Genomic DNA, 19,769 nt, shown 5'->3' with positions numbered 1-19,769 from the left:
TTATTAAAGCCGGTTCGTAAAACCGGTTTTAAAAGAGCTCCGGATTAACCTCCGGGGCTTTCCTCTTATTGATTTTTGTAAAGCTTACATGAGTTCGTTTTCTTTAAAAAAGGAACTGAATCATGTAGCACCAAACGAGTAAACAATTTTAAACACGTGAAAAAATTATTGGTTTTAGTTGGATTTTTGGCTTTGATAATCACTGCATCGAAAGCACAAAATATTAAGGAAGTTGATGGTGTATTTTTCGAAAACGATAAAAAGTACACCGGAACGTATGTGAGCCTGTTTGAAAACAAGGCTATAAAAAGCGAAGTAAAAATCAAAAATGGCGAGAAACACGGTAAAACTACCATCTACTTCGAAAATGGACGTGTAAACGAAATTCGTTCATACAAAAACAACCTAATGCACGGCAAGTGGGTAATGTACAACGAGCACGGTATAAAAGTGTCGGTGGCACGTTACAAAAACGGAAATAAGCACGGTAAATGGGTTATCTGGAACGACTACGGAAACTTGTTGTACGAGTTGGCCTATGCCAATGGTGAAAAAACCGGGGTGTGGAAAAAGTACAACGAAGATGGTCAGCTTATCAGCGAAAGAAAGTATTAAGTTCGGTATTGTTTTTTGTTAATCGAAATTACTGATTTAACCGAACTGTAATAGTTCTGTAACTACAGCGTAATTGACATAGCGTACTTTTGTAGTGTAAGAAAACGACAAAATAAAAAGTAAACAATATGAAAAAGGTACTGATTGCAGCATTGCTTGTTATTTCGATTGTAGCAGTAAATGCCAAAGAAACAGATACAAAATCGAAAAGCGCTGATACTGAAAGCCAGGCCACAATGATGATTTCAGGCTCTATTGCCGATGAATTATCAGGAGAGTCGTTGGTTGGAGTAGAGGTTAAGCTGGAAGGAACCGATAGGAAAGCTTACACTGATTTTGATGGAAATTTCTCTTTTGAAGGAGTAAAGCCCGGAGAATATAAAATCGTTACAACTTACATTTCGTACGAGAAAAAAGCAGAAGTTGTAAATGTTGATGCAAACAAAAACGAATTAAAAATAAAATTGCAATCGTCGAACTAAGGCGAATGCAGTAACTTAAGATTGAATCCGCCTCTGAGAGCAGAGGCGGTTTTCTGCGTTTTAATAGCTGCAGGAAATAAGTGTTAAGTTAAACCCGTGAATTAGCAATATGCCATATATAAACCATCCGTCGGTTGACGGGTGGTTTTTTTATGCTCAAATGTTACATTTTGTAATTCGCATTTTGTATATTGCAAAATGCGAAAAATAAAAAAGTATGAAGCGAACATGAATTTTCCTCATTCTAAATTCACAAACAAGAAGGATTAAAATTCATCGAGAGTTACATCGAATAAAAATGAAATGAAAAAGTCGCAGCCAACAACTCCTTTTGTTACAACAGGTTATTTCGGTCCGCAATATTTTTGCGACAGAGAAAAGGAAACGGAAACACTGATTTCGAATATTAACGGAGGCCTGTCTACTACTTTAGTTGCCATCAGAAGAATTGGGAAAACTGGACTTATACAGCATCTGGAACAAAAATTGTCAGCTAATTTGATTTGTATTTATGCCGATATTCTGGCAACAGAGAATACGAATGATTTCTTAAATAGCCTGGCAACAGCCATTCTGAATTCGGTGCCGGAGAAAACCGGAGTTGGTAAAAGAATCTGGAATTTCATAAAATCTTTGCGTCCGGTAATTTCTTTCGATTCATTATCAGGCGAACCAAATGTTACATTCAAAGTTCAGGAAAAAGAAAGCGAACATCAGATAGCATCGCTTTTTGCCTTTCTTGAGCAGCAGGATAAGCGGGTTTTGTTTGCAATCGACGAGTTTCAGCAAATTCTTAATTATCCTGAAAAAAATACAGAGGCGTGGTTGCGTACCATTATTCAACAGTTAAAAAACGTGGTTTTTATATTTTCAGGTAGTCAGCAACATTTAATGAGCGATATGTTTTCAAATCCTGCCCGGCCATTTTTTCGAAGTACTCAGTTTCTAAAATTGGATAAAATTGGCTTTGAAAAGTACCAGTCGTTTATTGTAACGAAATTTGCGGAGCATAAAAAAAACATTTCTCCCGAAACTGCCGCCGAAATGCTGCGATGGACAAATAGGCATACCTATTTTGTGCAATTGCTTTGTAATCGGGTTTATATTCATTCGGGGAAAAATATAAGTACTAAAACCTGGAATGAAGAGGCATTGAAGATTTTGAAAGAGCAGGAGTATGTGTTTTTTGGCTATCGCGATATGCTCACCAAACAACAGTGGAATTTATTAAAAGCAGTAGCTTCCGATGGAAAAGTGTACAACATAACATCGAAAGATTTTATGCAGGATCATAAGTTGGGTAGTCCTTCAACGGTTAATCGTTCTGTGAACTCGCTATTAAAAAAGGAGTTGATTTTTCAGGAACGTGATTCTGGGGGAAAACACTTTTACAGCGTTTATGATGTTCTTTTCCAACGTTGGATTCAAAATTTATAATCATGCTTTGTATCAATTTAAAAAACAACAATCCTTTTTACTGCCTCGCTACTGAAGAGTACCTGCTAAAGAATTTCGATGATGATATTTTTATGCTTTGGCAAAGCGATAAAACCGTTGTGGTAGGAAAGCACCAAAATGCGCTTGGCGAAGTAAACTATCGTTATGTGCGCGAGAATGACATTACCGTGGCACGTCGAATTTCGGGTGGAGGAACGGTTTATCACGATGCAGGAAATGTGAATTTTGCCTTTATTAAAAATGTAAAAAGCCCGGCTGAGATTTCATTTAAGCAGTTTACCGAACCGGTGGTGGAAGCACTTGCCCAATTGGGAATTACAGCCACAACGTCGGGCAGAAACGACCTGCTGATTGAAGGGTTGAAGATATCAGGAAATGCCGAGCACGTATTTAAAAATCGCGTGTTGCACCATGGTACCTTGCTTTTTAATTCCGATTTAGAAAATCTGGGACAAGCCATAAAAGTTATTCCCGGGAAATACACGAGTAAAGCTGTGCAATCTAACCGGAGCAAAGTGGCTAATATTTCTCCGTTCCTTAAAAGCGAAATGCATATTGAGACATTTATGGATTTTATGATTGGCGTGCAGTTGAAAAAAGAAGGTGCTGATAGTTATACGATTTCAGCTGATGATGAGGAAGCGATTAATAAACTGGTTGAAGAAAAATTCACAACCTGGGATTGGCGTTGGGGTTACTCGCCAAAATACACTTTTACCAATAAGGCGGAAATCGATGGACGAACGCTTGAAATCTACCTTGAAGTAAAAAAAGGACATATCGAAAATGCCAATCTTCAGGGCAATTATTTTGTTGAACCTTACACCACTGAGTTATCAGCATTGTTGGTTGGCAAACAACACTTTTTCGAGGATATTAGAGAAGTTTTAAAAACAGATAATGAGGAGTTGATTTACGCATTCTTTTAAAATCAGCACAAAAAAAGCGCACCACAAAACTGCAGTGCGCCATTCTAATATTCTAATATTCCAAATCCAAATCTTCCTATTTGGGTAATGGGTATCCTTCAAGTTTTTTCAGGTTAGCTGCAATTTCCGATTCCGGGTATTCGTAATCCGAAAGTTCGCCGGCAATGTACTTGTTGTAGCCAACCAGGTCCATCAAACCATGGCCGCTAAAGTTAAACAAGATGGTTTTTTCCTTGCCTTCTTCCTTGGCTTTTTTAGCCTCGCGAATAGTAGCTGCAATGGCATGTGTGGTTTCCGGTGCCGGAATAATACCTTCGGTTTTGGCAAACAGCAAACCGGCCTCGAAACATTCACTTTGGTGCACGGCAATGGCATCCATTAAACCGTCTTTAAGGGCAGCACTTACCAGCGGCGCCATTCCGTGGTAACGCAAACCGCCGGCATGAATTGGCGCCGGAATAAAATTATGTCCCAGGCTGTTCATTGCCAAAAGTGGGGTCATTTGTGCCACATCGCCGTTGTCGTAAATAAACGGTGCTTTTGTTAAAGTCGGGCAACTAAATGGTTCGGCTCCAATAATCTGAATGTCGGCACCATTAACTTTATCATACATAAACGGGAATGAAAGACCTGCGAAGTTACTACCACCACCACAACATCCAATAACCACATCGGGGTTTTTAATACCCACTTTGGCCAGCTGTTTTTTAGCTTCAAGGCCAATAATGGTTTGGTGCAACATTACATGGTTTAACACCGAGCCAAGCGAATAACGTGTACCTCCAGTTGGGTCGGAAACAGCAGCCTCAACAGCCTCCGAAATGGCAATGCCTAAACTTCCCGGAGTATCAGGATACTGTGCCAGGATATCGCGGCCGGCCTTTGTTTCGGTACTTGGGCTTGCAATACAATTACCGCCCCAGGTTTCCATCATCATTTTCCGGAAAGGCTTTTGGTCGAAGCTCACACGCACCATAAAAACCTTACATTCAATACCGCCAATTTGCGCACAGGCATACGATAATGCCGATCCCCACTGCCCTGCACCGGTTTCGGTAGTTAGTTTTTTAATACCAAACTCTTTATTGTACCAGGCCTGTGCAACCGCAGTATTTGGTTTGTGGCTGCCTGCCGGCGATACACCCTCGTTTTTGTAATAGATCTTTGCCGGGGTTCCCAGGGCTTCTTCCAGTTCGTAAGCACGAATTAGCGGACTTGGCCGCCATTGTACCAGAATTTCACGAATGCCTTCCGGAATATCAATCCAGCGTTCCTGGCTAACTTCCTGCTCAATCAGGTTCATCGGAAAAACCGGAGCCAACATCTCAGGTCCCACAGGATTTCCGTCGGGGCCAAGCGGCGGGTTTAAAGGCGATGGCAGATCGGGGGCAAGGTTGTACCACTGTTTGGGCATTTCCGACTCGTCGAGAAAAATCTTCTTTTGTCTGGTCATAATTTTTTATTTTATTGGTTGATAATTCTGTTTATACTAATGAGTATTTAGTACAGAGTATTGAGAAACTCGAAGGTAATCTCCTCTTTTCCCAACCGAGTCTGTCTCACTACTCATGTATAATAATCTATTTCTCTAATAACAAAAAAGGGATTTGCCGCATAAGCACGACAAATCCCTTTTCAGTTTATTTCTGAAAAACAACAGCTCCTTCCCGTGTTTCCATTTTCACGTTACGCCAGTGCCATTCTTTTCCGTATAAAGGTGTTGTATACATATTGTTTGTCGTAAATCTAATCATTATTTTTTTTTGAAAAAATAGTTCAGATTCTTTAACTGTTGCCAAATCGAGAATAATTACGGCTTGCTGTGTATTTTTACTTGCCCAAACAATCAAAAATTTCAACTTTTGCATTCAAATCTTTCCACCATGAAAAAAACCAATGCTGCCCGTTTACTCGACAGTAAAAATATTTCGTACGAATTAGTGGAGTATTTTGTTGATGAAGCAGATTTGAGTGCCACACATGTTGCCGAAACATTAGGGCAGGATGTTGAGCAGGTGTTTAAAACACTGGTTTTGCGCGGTAACAAAACCGGTATTTTTGTAGCAGTAATTCCGGGGGCGGCAGAGGTAAACCTAAAAAAAGCGGCAAAAGTGTCGGGAAATAAAAGTGCCGAAATGGTACAAATGAAAGAGCTGCTCGGGCTTACCGGTTACATTCGCGGGGCTTGTTCGCCACTGGGCATGAAAAAACCATACCCTATTTTTATTCACGAAAGCTGCCTGGATTACACCTTTATTTTTGTGAGTGCAGGGAAACGTGGGATGCAGATAAAAATCAATCCAAAAGATCTGATCGCCTGCACCGGAGCCCAGCTTTCCGACCTGATTGATTCGTGATGACAGATTCACTTTTTTCTACCCCTTTCCCTGTCGGGAGCTCCCCTCAGGCGGGGTGCAAGCAATGAATATTCTTTCTGCTTGACATCAAAGCTTCCTTCTTTTCCTTTCAAATGTTTCCCCTTGTAAGGGGAAATGGCGACAGCCAAAGGGGTAAAGATAAGCATGTCAATCAATGTTTTACCCCAATTTTTTACTAAACAACGATGATTCAAAGCCAATATGCCTTCTTCAGTATTAATTTTTTGCTTGCACCGAATTTTATTTTTTTACTTTCCGTGCGAATCTCTATTTTTGCACTCACTTAAAAATCAGAACGCTTTGCGCCATGCGCATGGCAAATAGCAAAAAAGAAAAATGAACAAACCGACAGTTGTTAGCGGTATACGACCGACAGGATATTTGCACCTTGGAAACTATTTTGGTGCGGTGCAGAACTTCTTAAAAATGCAGGACGATTTTAACTGCTACTTTTTTATAGCCGATATTCACTCGTTAACCACACATCCAACACCCGAAAATTTACAATCGGGCGTACGCCAGGTGCTGGCCGAATACCTCGCGTGTGGAATCGATCCGGAAAAAGCAACCATTTTTATACAAAGCGATGTGCCAGAGGTCTCGGAGCTTTACGCCTTTTTGAATATGAATGCCTACCTGGGCGAACTGGAGCGCACAACTTCGTTTAAAGACAAAGCACGCCAGCAGCCCGACAACGTTAATGCCGGTTTGTTAACCTACCCGGTTTTAATGGCTGCCGATATTATTATTCATAAAGCCCATTTTGTGCCGGTTGGAAAAGACCAGGAGCAAAACCTGGAAATGGCCCGTAAGTTCGCGAAACGTTTTAACCGCATGTATAAAACCGAGGTATTCCCAATTCCGCGCCCCTTTACTTTTGGTGGTGGCGATATGATTAAAGTACCCGGATTGGATGGAAGCGGAAAAATGGGAAAATCGGAAGGTAATGCCATTAACCTGTACGAAGATCCAAAATCGATTCGTAAAAAAGTAATGCGTGCTGTTACCGACTCGGGACCAACGGAAATGAACCAGGAAAAACCGGAAGCCGTTCAAAACCTGTTTACCCTGATGGACATTGTTTCTACACCCGATACTGTGGCACATTTTGACGAGTTGTACAACAAATGCGAAATTCGTTACGGCGACCTGAAAAAACAATTGGCCGAAGATATTATTGCCTACACCTCGCCAATTCGCGAACGTATCATCGATATCCTCGAGGACGATGCTTACCTGGCAAAAGTGGCTAAAATGGGTGCCGAAAAAGCCCGCGAATCAGCCGTAAAAACTTTGCAGGAAGTGAAGGATGTAATCGGATTTAAGAAATTGTTTTAGGAAGTTAGAAGTCGAAAGACCGAAGTGACAACAAAATAATAAAATGAGTATAGAAAGAGAATTGCAAAAGCGTACTTCGGTTTGCGAATTGTGCGGAGCAGAAGAAAACCTGGATATATATACTGTAGCACCGGCAACACAGGAAAGCGAAAAAGACAGCATTTATATTTGTGCAACCTGCTCGGGGCAGATAAACAACCCGGAAAGCGTGGATGCCAACCATTGGCGCTGCCTTAACGACAGCATGTGGAGCACCGTGCCTGCAGTTCAGGTAATGGCCTGGCGTATGTTAAATCGGCTGAAAGCTGAAGGTTGGCCGCAAGATTTACTTGATATGTTGTACCTCGACGAAGAAACACAAGCCTGGGCAGAAGCAACCGGCGAAGGAATCGATCCGGACGATGTGGTAAATCACCTCGATAGCAATGGGGCAGTCTTGCAGGCCGGCGATACCGTGGTGCTGATAAAAGACCTGAATGTGAAAGGCGGTGGCTTTACGGCAAAACGCGGAACTGCCGTTCGCAATATCTCGCTGGTACACGACAATCCTGAACACATTGAGGGTAAGGTGAATGGCCAGCAAATAGTTATTCTTACGCAGTACGTTAAAAAGAATTAGCAACAGATTATTCTTTTATGAAAAGATGCCATCTTTATTTACGTTAAGTAGAAAGATGGCATCTTTGTTTGAGAGAAGTGATAAGCAAAACCGGGAAAAATGAACGTATTTTTAAATGAAGAAATAGCAGGGGCCTACGATGCCTATTATCAAACTGCAGCAGGGAAAGAAGTTGATGAAATAGAAGAAAAACTCATTAGCGATGCGCTGAAAAAGGTTCCAGGAGGAAAAATGCTGGAACTGGGCTGTGGTACCGGCCACTGGACAGCGCTATTTGTAAATGAGGGATTTGATGTTGTTGCCGCCGACGTTTCGGATGTGATGCTGAAGGAGGCTTTTGCTAAAGGGCTTGATGCCGAAATATTAAAAGCCGATGCCGAAGCGCTGCCTTTTAAAAACGAAAGTTTTGATGTGCTGGCTTCGGTTACCATGATGGAATTTGTTAACAGCAAAGAAAAAGTGCTGGAAGAAGTGATGCGCGTGCTAAGGCCCGGAGGCTGGCTTTTGCTGGGTTGCCTGAACGGAAACTCGCAGCTGGCCAAAAATGCTGCCAACGATCCGGTATTTAAAAATGCTGCCTTCTTTGTTCCCGACAGCCTGAAGAAAGCCTTAAGCAAGTTCGGAACTCCGGAACTTACAGCAGGAGTGCATTTTGCACCCGATTTCAAGGTAATGGATCGAACTACTGAGAAAGATAATCACGAACCGGCTTTTATGGTTGCGCTGGTTCAGAAAAACAAATAATCATGCAAGTTGCTGTTGAAATAAGTCTTTACCCGCTGAGTGACGATTTTGAAAAACCGGTAGATACTTTTTTGTCGCTTTTGGCAAACAACAAAACTATTGAAGTTGAGCCCGGCAAAATGAGCAGTATATTAACAGGCGAATTGTCCGATATTATGCAGGCGCTAGCGCTGGCAATGGAACAGGTGTTTGTACAAAGTCCGGCTGTTTTTAACCTAAAGATTTCGAATTGCTGCCCGGTATAATTCCTTCTTCTGAGCCGGTGACTCCCGGTTTACCTACTCCAAAACTTTTTATGGGTGTGCTGCAAGTCAAGGCATATAAATTCATACTAATTTTTACGCTGCCGCAGTTTTGCAACAGGCAAGCCATAAAGTATAGACCCGTGATGCAATGTTGCAAGAGGGGTCTGACAATGTTTGGAGCTATGTTGCAGTGCTGCGGGAGGCACGCCACGAAATTTTCTGCCTGATACACAGCTTCAGGAAGCCTCCCAAAAAAGTTTTTTCGGAGATGCTGTTTGCAGGAAGCCTTCCAAAAGAATTTCTTGCAGGATGCGGCGCTGCAGGAAAGGAGCAAAAATGTTTTCTGAGGAATTACACGGCTGCAGGAGACCTGTATAGCTGTAAATTGTTATTTGTATAAAAGAATAGCGACAGCCTGAAACCGGGAAAAGCTATCGCTATTTTTATTTTGTTGAATTAATTGATTATTCGCTCAAATCCTTGATTCTGATATTCCGGAAAAACAGTTCTGAACCGTGGCCCAGAAACCCGATATAACCTTTGTTACGTTGCAAGCCGGGATGTTCGCGCCCATCGCGGGTGCCGTTTTCGCGGGCTTCGGCAATGTCACCATCAAGGATTACTTCATCGTTTAGTGTCACTTTTATTTGTGTGCCTTTAACAATCACTTCTTGTTTATTCCATTCGCCAACCGGTTGCTGAAAACCACGTTTTGCCGCAATTGTACCGTAAACCGATCCGTGGTATTGGTAATCTTTCAACCTGGCGTATATTGGCGCGGTGTTATCCAGAATTTGGAGTTCCATGCCAACATAAGCGGCATCGCCTTCAAGAGGTGTGCGAATTCCCAGACCATTGTTGGCGCCCTGTGTTAGCTTAAACTCAAAACGAAAAACAAAATCGCTGTATTCTTTTTCGGTAAACAGGTTGCCGTGGCCACCCATTTTAGGATTTACCACCAGCTCGCCGTTTTGGGCATAGTAGTCTGTTTTATTGCCCTGCCAGCCATCAAGGTTTTTCCCGTTAAACAAGGAAACAAAACCTTCGTCGATCTCTTTCTGGGTTAGGCCTATTTCTTTGCTGTTAATTTCGCGTACATACACATCGCGGAAAGCCAGCTCGTTGCCATGCGCCTGCAGCTCAATGGTTCCTTCGCTGAAAATAGGGAGGCTGCGGTCCCAGTAATTGTCCATTTTTACATTGTCAACCACCAGTACACCGTTCAGATAAACCGTTACCTGCTCGTCCACCATTGTAATGCGGAAAGTATTCCACTCGTTAATGGGGTTGTCGGCCACCTGCAGCGGATTACGCACATTATTTGCATTGTTGTTGTACAAACCGCCCGAACCCACCTGGGCACCTACTTCAACGCGCGAAGTGTCCCATATTTGCACTTGTGGCGTGCCCCGTAAATAAATTCCGCTGTCGCCTTTTTTGCTGATTCGCCAGTCAACAATAAGTTCAAAATCCTTGTATATTTTTTTTGAAACCAGGTTTGCTCCGTGTCCGTTAAAAATAATCATACCGTCTTTAACACTCCAGTTCTCGTGCATTTTAATGTTTGCTGCTTCCTGCTCTTTCGCGCGCTCTGCATCGCTGAGTTTGGCAATGGCAATAGGATTTCCGCCGGCAATCATTCCCTGCCAGCCTTCCAGATTCTTGCCGTTAAACATTGCGGCAAATCCTTTGCCCCGGGGCATGGTTTTCAGGTAGTTTTGTATATTTATTTTATCGTAAGCGCTGTCTTCACCACTTAATGCTTGCTCAGCTTTTTCCAATATGCGCCGTACAATATCGCCCGAAAAACCACCTTCTCCTTCGCTGTTCGGCATCGCAATATTCATAATTGCACGTGACGTTGTGCTTGCCAGTGCATCATCGTTTAAATATTGCTCGAGGTAAACCAACGAAAGAAAGGTTTTTAAGCGTCCGATTGCTGCAATCACATTGTTCTGATTGTCGGCAGAGGTGGCATATTTCATTATTTTTCGGTATTGCAGTAGTTTCTGGTCGTCGGGCAGATTAGCCCCGGCTATCATCCGAACAAAACTTTCGAATGCTGCCTGACTGAATGTTGTATTTCCTGATTTACAGATTTCGAATAAAGGCTTTGCAGCTGCATAATCCTGCCACTTGCTTAAAGCGGTAAATGCCGCTTTTTTTTGCCCGCCGCTTGATGAGTTAAAATAGTTGCTGAGTGTTTTTAGCGATGTTTCTCCTCCAATTGCAGGTAGAACTGGGAAAAGTCGTTCTTTTTTGTCGGTTTGTTCCAATGTGCTTAAGATCTTGCCCCCCGGCTCCTGTTCTTTGGCAACTCCGTTAACAGCAGCAATCAAGGTCATTTGTGTTTCAGTAATTTCTGAGGGTTCAGCAACAGCGAGCAATAACTGTAACAGTGCGTTGGTGTTTTCGTAGGTTGAAACTTTTTGGAGTGCGGCAAAAGCAGCCGCTTTTTCATTTGCGTCAGAAGAAGCAGTGGCGGCCCGAATTTTTTCAAAATATTGCGTGCCGGCTTTAGCTCCGATAAGACCAATGAAAGCGGCTTTTGTTTTTCCTGTTGATTGGTCAAGATTTTCGGCAATCAGGTATAAATGTTCTTTGTCAAGCAGAGTGTTCAATACTTTAGTTGTTGCTTCGATGTCTTTCCCTTGTGCCAGATGTGTGGCTAATGTTACAATTGCCTTGTTCCCCTGTAGTTTTGCCAAAGCAGAAATGGCTTCTGTTCGAACAACTTCAGCGCCCGAATTAAGGTTTCTCGAAACAAAGTTGCTTGCCTGTTCGCACCCACGTCGGCCTAACATCGAAATGATATCTGCTTTTACTTCAGCACTGGCAGTTTCGGCTTTGGCAATCCATTTTCGCGTATCGGCAATGCCACCCAGGTTTTCAGCAATATTTAATACCGCGTAACGAAATGCCTTATCGGGTGAGTTAATGGCCTTTAGCAGTAATGGAGTGGCTTCGTAACCCAGGTGTTTGGCGTAAATACTAAGCGCGGCTGAATAAATATGCATTTGATTGCTTGCGGTATTAGCTTTAAAAACAGCTTTGCAGGCTTTTTCCATTAATTCAAGTTCGTCTTGCTCGCCCAAACGCCTGGTGTAAGTCAGAAATGCTTCGGCAGCATTTGTGGCATCGTATTTAAAATTTACATCTGATGCCGCATTTAGCAAGATTTTATATGAATCCGGAGCTCCGATATTTGCCAATGCCGCCAGTGCAGTTCTTTGCATGAGATCGTCTTTTCCTACTGCTAAAGGAGTGATTAGCGGAACAGCACGCTGGCATTGTAACTCACCTAAAGCCCGAACAATCGTCATTTGTGTTGCTCCTTTTGTTTTTGGGAAAGCTGCCAAAAATACTTCCGCTGTTTTCGGATTTTCGGCAGATAAAATAGTTTGTGCTGCCGGTTCGGCCAGTTGCTCTTCTGTTAAATAACTTTTTATCTGCTCAAGCGTTTTTTCGCCTGCAACAAGGTTTAATTGATTTAGAAGAAAAGTTTTCACTTCCACATCATTAGCAGAATTCAGTGCTTTTAAAAGGTTCTCTTCGGCAAAAGTTCGTTCATTACACTTGCCAAAGGCGCTGGCATAACGCGAAAAACTGTTTAGGGCAAAGCGCACAGCTGTGTCGTCGCCGGTTCCCAAAGGAACAAGTTGCGCTGCCAGTTTCTGAAAACCTTCGTTGCCCATCAAAAAGATGTCATTCATCGCTTTGTCGCGGTGTGTGATATTTTTTGCAGGCATTTGTGCCAACACATCGGCAATTTTAGTGTCGAGTGTTCTGTTATCCTGCGCCATTCCGGCCATGTTCAGGCAGGCTAACAGTAAAATTCTAGTTATTTGAATTATATATTTTTTCATTGTAATTGTCATTAATCCTTTATCAATAATCCTTTATCCTTTAAATTGTCCACGGTGCACGCATGGGTTGATTTATCAAACGGTTTGCCCCTTCGTCATCTATAAATTCCAGTTTGTCGGGGTCGAAATGTAAGGTGCGTCCGAGCCGAACGGCAATTATACCCAGGTTTACCAGCGTTGAGGAGCGGAAGCCATTGGTTTCGTTCAGTGCAAACTTTTTGCGCGATTTTACCGATTCAGAGAAAATACCGATCTGAGGTTCAGGTTCAGGCAGGGTTTTTATAAAGCTTTGCAGGTTGGGGATATCTGAGCGGAATCCCTGGTAGATTTTGCCGTTGGGGCCTTCAATGTAGGCGGCATCTTTGTCGCGGTTCTCGCCATCCAGAATGATCTGGCAACCATCGGCATAAGTGTAGGTTACCCGTTGCCAGGTACCCACGGCATCGTAATGTTGTTGCGGGGTGTCCACCTCAATTTTTACGGGGCTGGTATGGTCTTTTTCCAGCATGTACTGAACCGGATCGAGGTAGTGCTGCCCCATGTCGCCCAGTCCGCCACCATCGTAATCCCAGTAGCCACGGAAATTGGCATGAACACGTTCAACATTATAGGGCTTGTAAGGCGCAGGACCCAACCACCTATCGTAATCAAGGTTTTCAGGTACTGCTTGCGGAGCCAGGTTGTGTTTGCCTTGCCAGTAAAATTTCCAGTTGTAGCCGGTAATTCCGCTAACGGTAACTTTTAGTGGCCAGCCTAAAATCCCACTTTCAATCACTTTTTTTAAGGGTTTAACATCGGTACCCAGTCCGTAAAACTGGTCTTTAAACCGAAACCAGGTATTTAACCTGAACATGCGGCCATGGGCATTTACTGCTTCCATTACCCTTTTGCCTTCGCCTATCGTGCGGGTCATTGGTTTTTCGCACCAAATGTCTTTTCCGGCTTTGGCTGCTTCAACAGCCATAATACCGTGCCAGTGTGGAGGTGTGGCAATGTGCACAATATCAACTTCGGGCAGTTGGCATACTTCCCTAAAATCGCGAAATTGTTTCACTGGGTAATCGATAAGGCTCTGGGCTTTTTCCAGGTGTAATTTGTCCACATCACAGATGGCAACAACCCGCGTGCCCTCGTACGGAATATGGCCCCGGCCCATCGATCCTGTGCCAATAATAGCTTTTGTTAACTGATCGGATGGAGCAAGATATCCGTTACCGCCCAATACGCGACGCGGCACAATAACAAGGCCGGCACCGGCCGCCAGTGCTCCTTTTAAAAAACGTCGCCTTGAAGTAAGTTTAGTATTCATGTTTAATTGGTTATAGATTAAAAAATGCTGTTAATTTAAGACTTAAAAGTACAAAAGAATTAAAAATAAATTAGCAAGAACTAAAATACTTATTAAAAAAATACAGAACTAAGTGGATTGTTCAGACCATTTCTTTAATTTTTTTTCATGAATAGGTGCAATCATTGCCATTTTTCTATCTTTAAAAATGTACGTTTATCAGAAACTCTAAACTTATTGCAATGAAGAACATCCCGGTTATATCGGTAACAGGAAAATCTTTGGCCGAAGCCTACGAAACGGCACTTATTTATTTGTACGGAAAAGGAACACGTTTTAAAACCCAATACGATAAACCGGGAGATCCGCTGAGTATTGACTGCACGATGAATTTAACCATTCAGGAACCCGAAAGCGACCCGATGGTACATATGGCTTTTCCGGGAGGTGTTGACAGTTTGCGCGAATATGTGCTGGAGCTGGAGGGACTAAAAGATCACCTGGTAAAAAACATGAACGACCCCGATGATAAGAGACCGGAATACACCTACCATGGCCGGTTGCGAAAGTATGGCGTATGGAAAGAACTGGTTGAAGGAGAATCAAAAGAGCAGGGGGCGTTTAAAGTTGATCAGATAGAAAATGTAATTAATAAATTGGCGGAACAGCCGTTTACGCGCCAGGCGCAAATGATTACCTGGATGCCCAATATTGATTTTACCTGCGACGATCCGCCAAGTTTGCAGTCGTTGTGGTACCGTATTCTGGAAGACGAAGACGGCGTGTATTGGTTAAATAGTAATATCCGTTACCGCAGTAACGATGCCTGGAATGCCGGTTTCCTGAATATGTTTGGCTTTATTCAGTTCAGTAAAGATATTATAGCAGCCGGGATTGCTGAGAAAACAGGAAAAACAGTAAAACTTGGCCGTATGAACTGGCAGGCCGATTCGTACCATATTTATGGCAAAGATATTCGCACGGCCAAGGAGCGTTTGTTTGAACGCATAAACGATATGGCTTTTGAAGAGCGTACCATGAAGTTTAACGACCCGATTATTCGGGAGGCCTATCTTAAGGCAGAAGCCGAAATTGTTAAACGTATAAAAGAAACAGGTGCTTAATAAGCTTTGTTAAATTTCTTTTTTACGATTTCTTTTACTTCCTCCATCGAAATTTCTCTGCCCAGCTCTTGTTGTATGGATGTTACTGCCGACGAGGCAAAACCGCAAGGGTTAATGTAGTTGTAGTAGCGCATATCGGTATTTACATTAAGGGCAAAACCGTGCATGGTAACGTAGCGGCTCACGCGAACGCCAATGGCGCATATTTTTCGGGCCCGCACTTTGTGGTCGGCTTGCAGCCATACACCGGTAGCTCCTTCCTTCCTTCCGGCTTCCAGTCCATATTCGGCAACGGTTGCAATAATGGCATCCTCCATTTTTTCAATGTACTCGCGCACACCAATTTTGTAATTCTCCAGGTCGATAATAGGGTAACCCACCAGCTGCCCCGGTCCGTGGTAAGTAATATCGCCACCGCGGTTTATTTTAAAATAGGTCGCTTCAATTTTTTTCAGGAAATCGGCATTGGCCATCATATTGGCCTCGTCGCCGCTTTTGCCCAATGTATAAACGTGCGGATGTTCAACTAAAATAAAATGATTGTCGGCAGTAGGTTGGCCCGTGCTGCGTTTTTGTGTGGTGAGTTCCAACAGGCGTTCTTCCTGGTAGTCCCAGCACGCTTTGTATTCTTTTGTTCCCAGATCGACGTAATTGAAATTTGCCATTTTTTTGTTATTAACTACTTGTTACATTGCGAAAGCTGTGGATTTTAACCTCAAGCTGTAACACATTTCTTTTTATTGCGAAATTGTTTTATTGTTAAGTTGATAAACTGGTAATTGCGGTAGCGGGCAAAGCTCCTGCTTATGCTTTTACATGTTCCTCGGCTCGGTACGAACTGCGCACCAATGGCGAGCTTTCAACAAATTTAAAGCCTTTACGGATACCAATGTTGCGGTACTCCACAAATTTCTCCGGTTCAATGTATTCAACCACCGGCATGTGTTTGGGTGTTGGTGCCAGGTATTGGCCAATGGTCATCACTTTGCAGCCGGCTTCCAGCAAGTCATCCATCGTTTTTAACACATCTTCATGGTTTTCGCCCAGGCCAAGCATAATGCCCGATTTTGCCCGTCCGAAATTGTCGGCAACGTATTTAATTACATCCAGGCTACGACGGTATTTTGCTGCAAAACGGATAAAGGGTGTACGTTCTTCGGTGGTTTCCAGGTTGTGCGAGATTACATCCGGGCCGGCATCAATAACTTGTTGTACCAGTTCCATTTTCCCCCTGAAATCGGGAATCAGTACCTCTATTTTTGTTTCCGGGTTTACGCGTTTTACTTCGCGAATGGTTTCAGCCCAGATTCCGGCACCCTGGTCTTCCAAATCGTCGCGGTCAACCGAAGTAATCACACAATGTTTTACGCCCATAATCTTTACCGATTCGGCCAGTTTTTTGGGCTCTTCCAAATCAGGGGCCAAAGGCCGGCCATTAGGTACAGCACAGAATTTACATTTACGGGTACAGATATTTCCTAAAATCATAAACGTGGCTGTTCCCCTGTTCCAGCATTCACCAATATTAGGGCAGTTTCCGCTGGTGCAAATAGTGTGCAGGCCGTGCTTATTCACCAGGTTTTTAACCTTCGAGTAACTTTCTCCCTTAGGCATTTTCATCTTCATCCACTTTGGCAGGCGCTCTCTGCCATTCAACTCATGTGCCATAATGTACTCACTTAAAATTTTTGCAAATGTAAAAGTTTAAAAACAAACTAAAGTTGATTAAACTACTAAGTGTCAAAATTGTTCTCAAAAAAACTATACTTTAAACAACTGTGTTATTTTTGTAATTCAGAATAATAGCTATGAGGTACATTTTAACAATGTTGGTGGTGGTAATTGGTTTGAATACGGGATTTGCCCAGCAAAAGCGTACAGAAATTCAAACCAAATCGAGTTTGGCCATCAGGTATTACAATGCCAAAGACTACGAAAAGGCAGCACCTTTATTAAGCGAGGTGTATAAAACAACCCGTAACAGCACCTATTACCGTTACTATATTAACTGTTTGGTAAACCTTAAACGTTTTGATGAGGCAGAGCAGGATATTCAACGAGAAATTAAGAAGCAAAAAACAGTACGCCCCGAATATTATGTGCATTTGGGGCAAATCTACAAAAGCCAAAATCGAAGTGAAGAAGCCGAAGCGTTATTTCGGCAGGCTATTGATAAAATTCCGGCCAGCAAAGGCTCGTTTCTAACAACGGCAAATACTTTTTTGGCCTGGGGCGATTATGGTTTGGCTAAAGATACCTACCTGAAGGGGCGTCAAACGCTGGAAGGCGAAGCGTTTAATTACGAACTGGCCCGATCGTACCTGTACCTGCGCGATTACGACAATATGATGGAAGAATACCTAAATCTCTTGCGCGAAAGTGAAAAACACCTGTCGCGGGTGCAGAGCAGTTTGTCGTCGGCCATGCGCCTTGATATCGATAATGGACTGCGAAATCAGTTTCGGGGGCAGGTGCTCAAACGTATTCAGAGCGAACCCGGGGTTATTGGCTACAACCGTTTGCTGATTTGGTTTTTTCTGCAGGAAAAGAAATTTTCGAGTGCTTTGCGCCAGTCGATTGCGCTGGATAAACGAACCGGTGGTGAAGATATGCAAATTGCCCAGTTGGGCGACCTGGCATTGCGAAACAAGGACTATGAACAGGCTCAGAAAGCGTACACCTATTTGATGGATAAAGGTGAGCAAACGCCGTTTTTCCCGCAGGCTTTTTCCCGCAATATTCATGCAAAGTACCTGGAATACACTGATGAGGGAAAGGGTAATTTGGAGCAGGGACAAGCTTTGGCTACCGATTTTGAAAACGGATTACTGTACCTCGGCATTGGTCCGGCTACCTTAAACCTGGTGCGCGAGTATGCACATTTACTGGCCTTTTACCTTAACGATGCTGAAAAAGCAATTGTGGAATTGGAGAAAGGTGAGAAAATTCCACAGCTTAAACCTGAAGAGCTGGGCCAGCTAAAAACTGAAATGGCAGATATTTATGTATATGCCAACGACCCGTGGGAAGCTATGCTGATTTATTCGCAGGTAATTGAGGCCAACAAAAAGAATACGCTGGGCGACGAGGCCAAACTAAAAAAAGCCAGACTGGGTTATTACATGGGAAATTTTAGCTGGGCAAAAGCACAGTTGGATGTGTTAAAAGCCAGCACATCAAAATTAACGGCCAACGATGCCATGGAATTATCGATGCTGATTGGTAATAACCTGAATCTGGATACCACTGCTGTTCCATTAACCATGTTTGCCAAAGCCGATTTGTTGTTTTTTCAGAATCGGCCCGACGAGGCTATGCTGGTCCTGGACTCTATTGCCGATCAATACCCGTATCATACCCTGGTAGATGACATTCTGTTCAGAAAAGCCAAAATAGAGGCAGAACAACAAAATTACACGTTGGCAGCAGAATACCTGAACACCATTGTAACCGATTTTAGCTACGATTTGCTGGGCGACGATGCACTGTTTATGCTGGCTGAACTGTACAATACAACGCTGGCGCAGCAGGAAAAAGCCAAGGAGCTGTATAAACAAATGCTAAGCAATCATCCGGGAAGTGTGTTTACCGAAGAATCGCGTGAGAGATACCGTGAGTTAAGGAAGGTTTATCCTGATAAAGAAGAACTTTTCATGGAAGGGAAAGAAAGTTTGTTTGAACGGGCTATTGATAATTCGGAGTTTTAGTGGCTGGTAAAAAAGCATATTTATACGCCGGATTAGCCGTGTTGTTCTGGTCAACTGTGGCTACATCGTTTAAGCTGGCCCTGCGCGAGTACGATTTTATTCAGTTAATATTTTATGTTTCAGCAGTAAGTGTGTTGCTGTTGTTTGTTGTTCTGCTGGCGCAAGGAAAAACGCAATTAATTTTTAAGCAATCGCGTCGCGAATGGTTGTATTCGCTGTTAATGGGGGCTTTTAATCCACTGCTTTATTACCTGGTTTTGTTTAAAGCTTATTCATTGCTTCCGGCGCAGGTGGCGCAACCCCTGAATATGATTTGGCCCATAACACTGGCGCTTTTATCGGTGCCCTTGCTCAAACAAAAAATAGGCTGGATTAGCTTTGTAGCGCTCATTGTCAGCTTTGTTGGCGTATTTTTTATATCGTCGCAGGGTGGTTTCGATGGTTTTGGTAAAACAAATCCTCTGGGCGTGGTACTGGCGGTTGCAAGCTCAATACTATGGTCGTTGTACTGGATATTTAATGTAAAAGACACCCGCGACCAGGTTGTAAAACTTTTCCTGAATTTTGCCATTGGCACCCTTTTGCTGGTTCCGGTGGTGGCGCTGTTTTCGTCGTTTAAAGTGCAGTGGGGGCAAGGTTTGGCTGCTATGGTTTACTCCGGCGTTTTTGAGGTGGGAATTACTTATGTGTTATGGCTAAAAGCCATGAGCCTAACCAGCAGCAATGCAAAAATTGGCAACCTGGTGTTTTTTGCACCTTTTTTGTCGCTGGTGTTTATTCACCTGATTTTAAAAGAAACCATCTATTTTACGACATTCATTGGCCTGATTTTTATTATTTCGGGGGTGCTGGTTCAGCAGCTCGACCGAAGAAAACGATAATTGATTCCATCCTTTTTATTCAGCAATTTTACCACCAAGAGCACAAAGACTCCAGGTTCAGAAAAGAAAATGGCAGGTTTCCTTTGTATGCTTCG

General features: G+C 43.0%; 17 protein-coding genes. 12 read left to right on the top strand and 5 right to left on the bottom strand.

The window, feature by feature from the left end:
* Positions 1-156 precede the first annotated feature (156 nt).
* From QZ574_RS08800 to QZ574_RS08785, 4 genes are all read left to right on the top strand, one after another.
* A complete protein-coding gene (locus QZ574_RS08800; protein WP_297088922.1) occupies positions 157-615 on the top strand; it encodes a toxin-antitoxin system YwqK family antitoxin in 459 nt (152 codons plus the stop codon).
* A 128-nt stretch (positions 616-743) separates the two neighbouring features.
* Positions 744-1,097, top strand: a complete 354-nt coding sequence (locus QZ574_RS08795) for a carboxypeptidase-like regulatory domain-containing protein (protein ID WP_297088919.1) — start codon at positions 744-746, stop codon at positions 1,095-1,097.
* A 303-nt stretch (positions 1,098-1,400) separates the two neighbouring features.
* The gene (locus QZ574_RS08790) at positions 1,401-2,534 is read left to right on the top strand and encodes an ATP-binding protein (RefSeq protein WP_297088918.1); all 1,134 of its coding nucleotides are present in this window, start codon (positions 1,401-1,403) and stop codon (positions 2,532-2,534) included.
* A gap of 2 nt (positions 2,535-2,536) precedes the next feature.
* On the top strand, positions 2,537-3,484 hold the full coding sequence (locus QZ574_RS08785) for a lipoate--protein ligase (protein ID WP_297088915.1): 948 nt from the start codon (positions 2,537-2,539) through the stop codon (positions 3,482-3,484).
* 76 nt (positions 3,485-3,560) lie between these two features.
* On the opposite strand, the gene QZ574_RS08780 is transcribed toward QZ574_RS08785, so the two are convergent.
* The gene (locus tag QZ574_RS08780) at positions 3,561-4,937 is read right to left on the bottom strand and encodes a TrpB-like pyridoxal phosphate-dependent enzyme (RefSeq protein ID WP_297088913.1); all 1,377 of its coding nucleotides are present in this window, start codon (positions 4,935-4,937) and stop codon (positions 3,561-3,563) included.
* Between the two features lie 430 nt (positions 4,938-5,367).
* On the opposite strand from QZ574_RS08780, the gene ybaK reads away from it, so the two are divergent.
* The 5 genes from ybaK to QZ574_RS08755 all read left to right on the top strand — a co-directional run bounded on the left by ybaK (position 5,368) and on the right by QZ574_RS08755 (position 8,808).
* Positions 5,368-5,841 (top strand): Cys-tRNA(Pro) deacylase, encoded by a 474-nt coding sequence (ybaK, locus tag QZ574_RS08775; RefSeq protein ID WP_297088911.1) that lies wholly within the window; start codon positions 5,368-5,370, stop codon positions 5,839-5,841.
* Positions 5,842-6,198: 357 nt separating this feature from the next.
* Positions 6,199-7,200, top strand: coding sequence for a tryptophan--tRNA ligase (gene trpS / locus QZ574_RS08770; protein WP_297088908.1), 1,002 nt, complete (start codon positions 6,199-6,201; stop codon positions 7,198-7,200).
* A 43-nt stretch (positions 7,201-7,243) separates the two neighbouring features.
* The gene (locus QZ574_RS08765) at positions 7,244-7,819 is read left to right on the top strand and encodes an alkylphosphonate utilization protein (protein ID WP_297088906.1); all 576 of its coding nucleotides are present in this window, start codon (positions 7,244-7,246) and stop codon (positions 7,817-7,819) included.
* Positions 7,820-7,918: 99 nt separating this feature from the next.
* Positions 7,919-8,563, top strand: a complete 645-nt coding sequence (locus QZ574_RS08760) for a class I SAM-dependent methyltransferase (RefSeq protein ID WP_297088904.1) — start codon at positions 7,919-7,921, stop codon at positions 8,561-8,563.
* Positions 8,564-8,565: 2 nt separating this feature from the next.
* Positions 8,566-8,808, top strand: coding sequence for a YkoF family thiamine/hydroxymethylpyrimidine-binding protein (locus tag QZ574_RS08755; RefSeq protein ID WP_297088902.1), 243 nt, complete (start codon positions 8,566-8,568; stop codon positions 8,806-8,808).
* 464 nt (positions 8,809-9,272) lie between these two features.
* Here the strand turns inward: QZ574_RS08755 and QZ574_RS08750 are convergent, their stop codons facing one another.
* On the bottom strand, positions 9,273-12,674 hold the full coding sequence (locus QZ574_RS08750; RefSeq protein ID WP_297088900.1) for a family 16 glycoside hydrolase: 3,402 nt from the start codon (positions 12,672-12,674) through the stop codon (positions 9,273-9,275).
* Positions 12,675-12,714: 40 nt separating this feature from the next.
* Positions 12,715-13,983, bottom strand: coding sequence for a Gfo/Idh/MocA family oxidoreductase (locus QZ574_RS08745; protein ID WP_297088898.1), 1,269 nt, complete (start codon positions 13,981-13,983; stop codon positions 12,715-12,717).
* A 221-nt stretch (positions 13,984-14,204) separates the two neighbouring features.
* Here QZ574_RS08745 and QZ574_RS08740 point away from each other — a divergent pair, with 221 nt between their 5' ends.
* Positions 14,205-15,086, top strand: a complete 882-nt coding sequence (locus tag QZ574_RS08740; RefSeq protein ID WP_297088897.1) for a thymidylate synthase — start codon at positions 14,205-14,207, stop codon at positions 15,084-15,086.
* Here QZ574_RS08740 and lipB read toward each other — a convergent pair.
* On the bottom strand, positions 15,083-15,751 hold the full coding sequence (lipB, locus tag QZ574_RS08735) for a lipoyl(octanoyl) transferase LipB (RefSeq protein WP_297088895.1): 669 nt from the start codon (positions 15,749-15,751) through the stop codon (positions 15,083-15,085). The genes QZ574_RS08740 and lipB overlap by 4 nt on opposite strands.
* A 139-nt stretch (positions 15,752-15,890) precedes the next feature.
* The gene (gene lipA, locus QZ574_RS08730; RefSeq protein ID WP_363313893.1) at positions 15,891-16,772 is read right to left on the bottom strand and encodes a lipoyl synthase; all 882 of its coding nucleotides are present in this window, start codon (positions 16,770-16,772) and stop codon (positions 15,891-15,893) included.
* A gap of 122 nt (positions 16,773-16,894) precedes the next feature.
* On the opposite strand from lipA, the gene QZ574_RS08725 reads away from it, so the two are divergent.
* Both QZ574_RS08725 and QZ574_RS08720 read left to right on the top strand, forming a co-directional pair.
* A complete protein-coding gene (locus QZ574_RS08725) occupies positions 16,895-18,793 on the top strand; it encodes a tetratricopeptide repeat protein (RefSeq protein ID WP_297088892.1) in 1,899 nt (632 codons plus the stop codon).
* A complete protein-coding gene (locus QZ574_RS08720) occupies positions 18,793-19,674 on the top strand; it encodes a DMT family transporter (protein WP_297088890.1) in 882 nt (293 codons plus the stop codon). The genes QZ574_RS08725 and QZ574_RS08720 overlap by 1 nt, the downstream gene beginning before the upstream one ends.
* Positions 19,675-19,769 lie beyond the last annotated feature (95 nt).

The sequence above is a fragment of the uncultured Draconibacterium sp. genome (assembly GCF_913063105.1).
In the GTDB taxonomy this organism is placed as follows: Bacteria; Bacteroidota; Bacteroidia; order Bacteroidales; family Prolixibacteraceae; genus Draconibacterium.
This window is presented reverse-complemented; position numbering and strand designations above follow the sequence as displayed.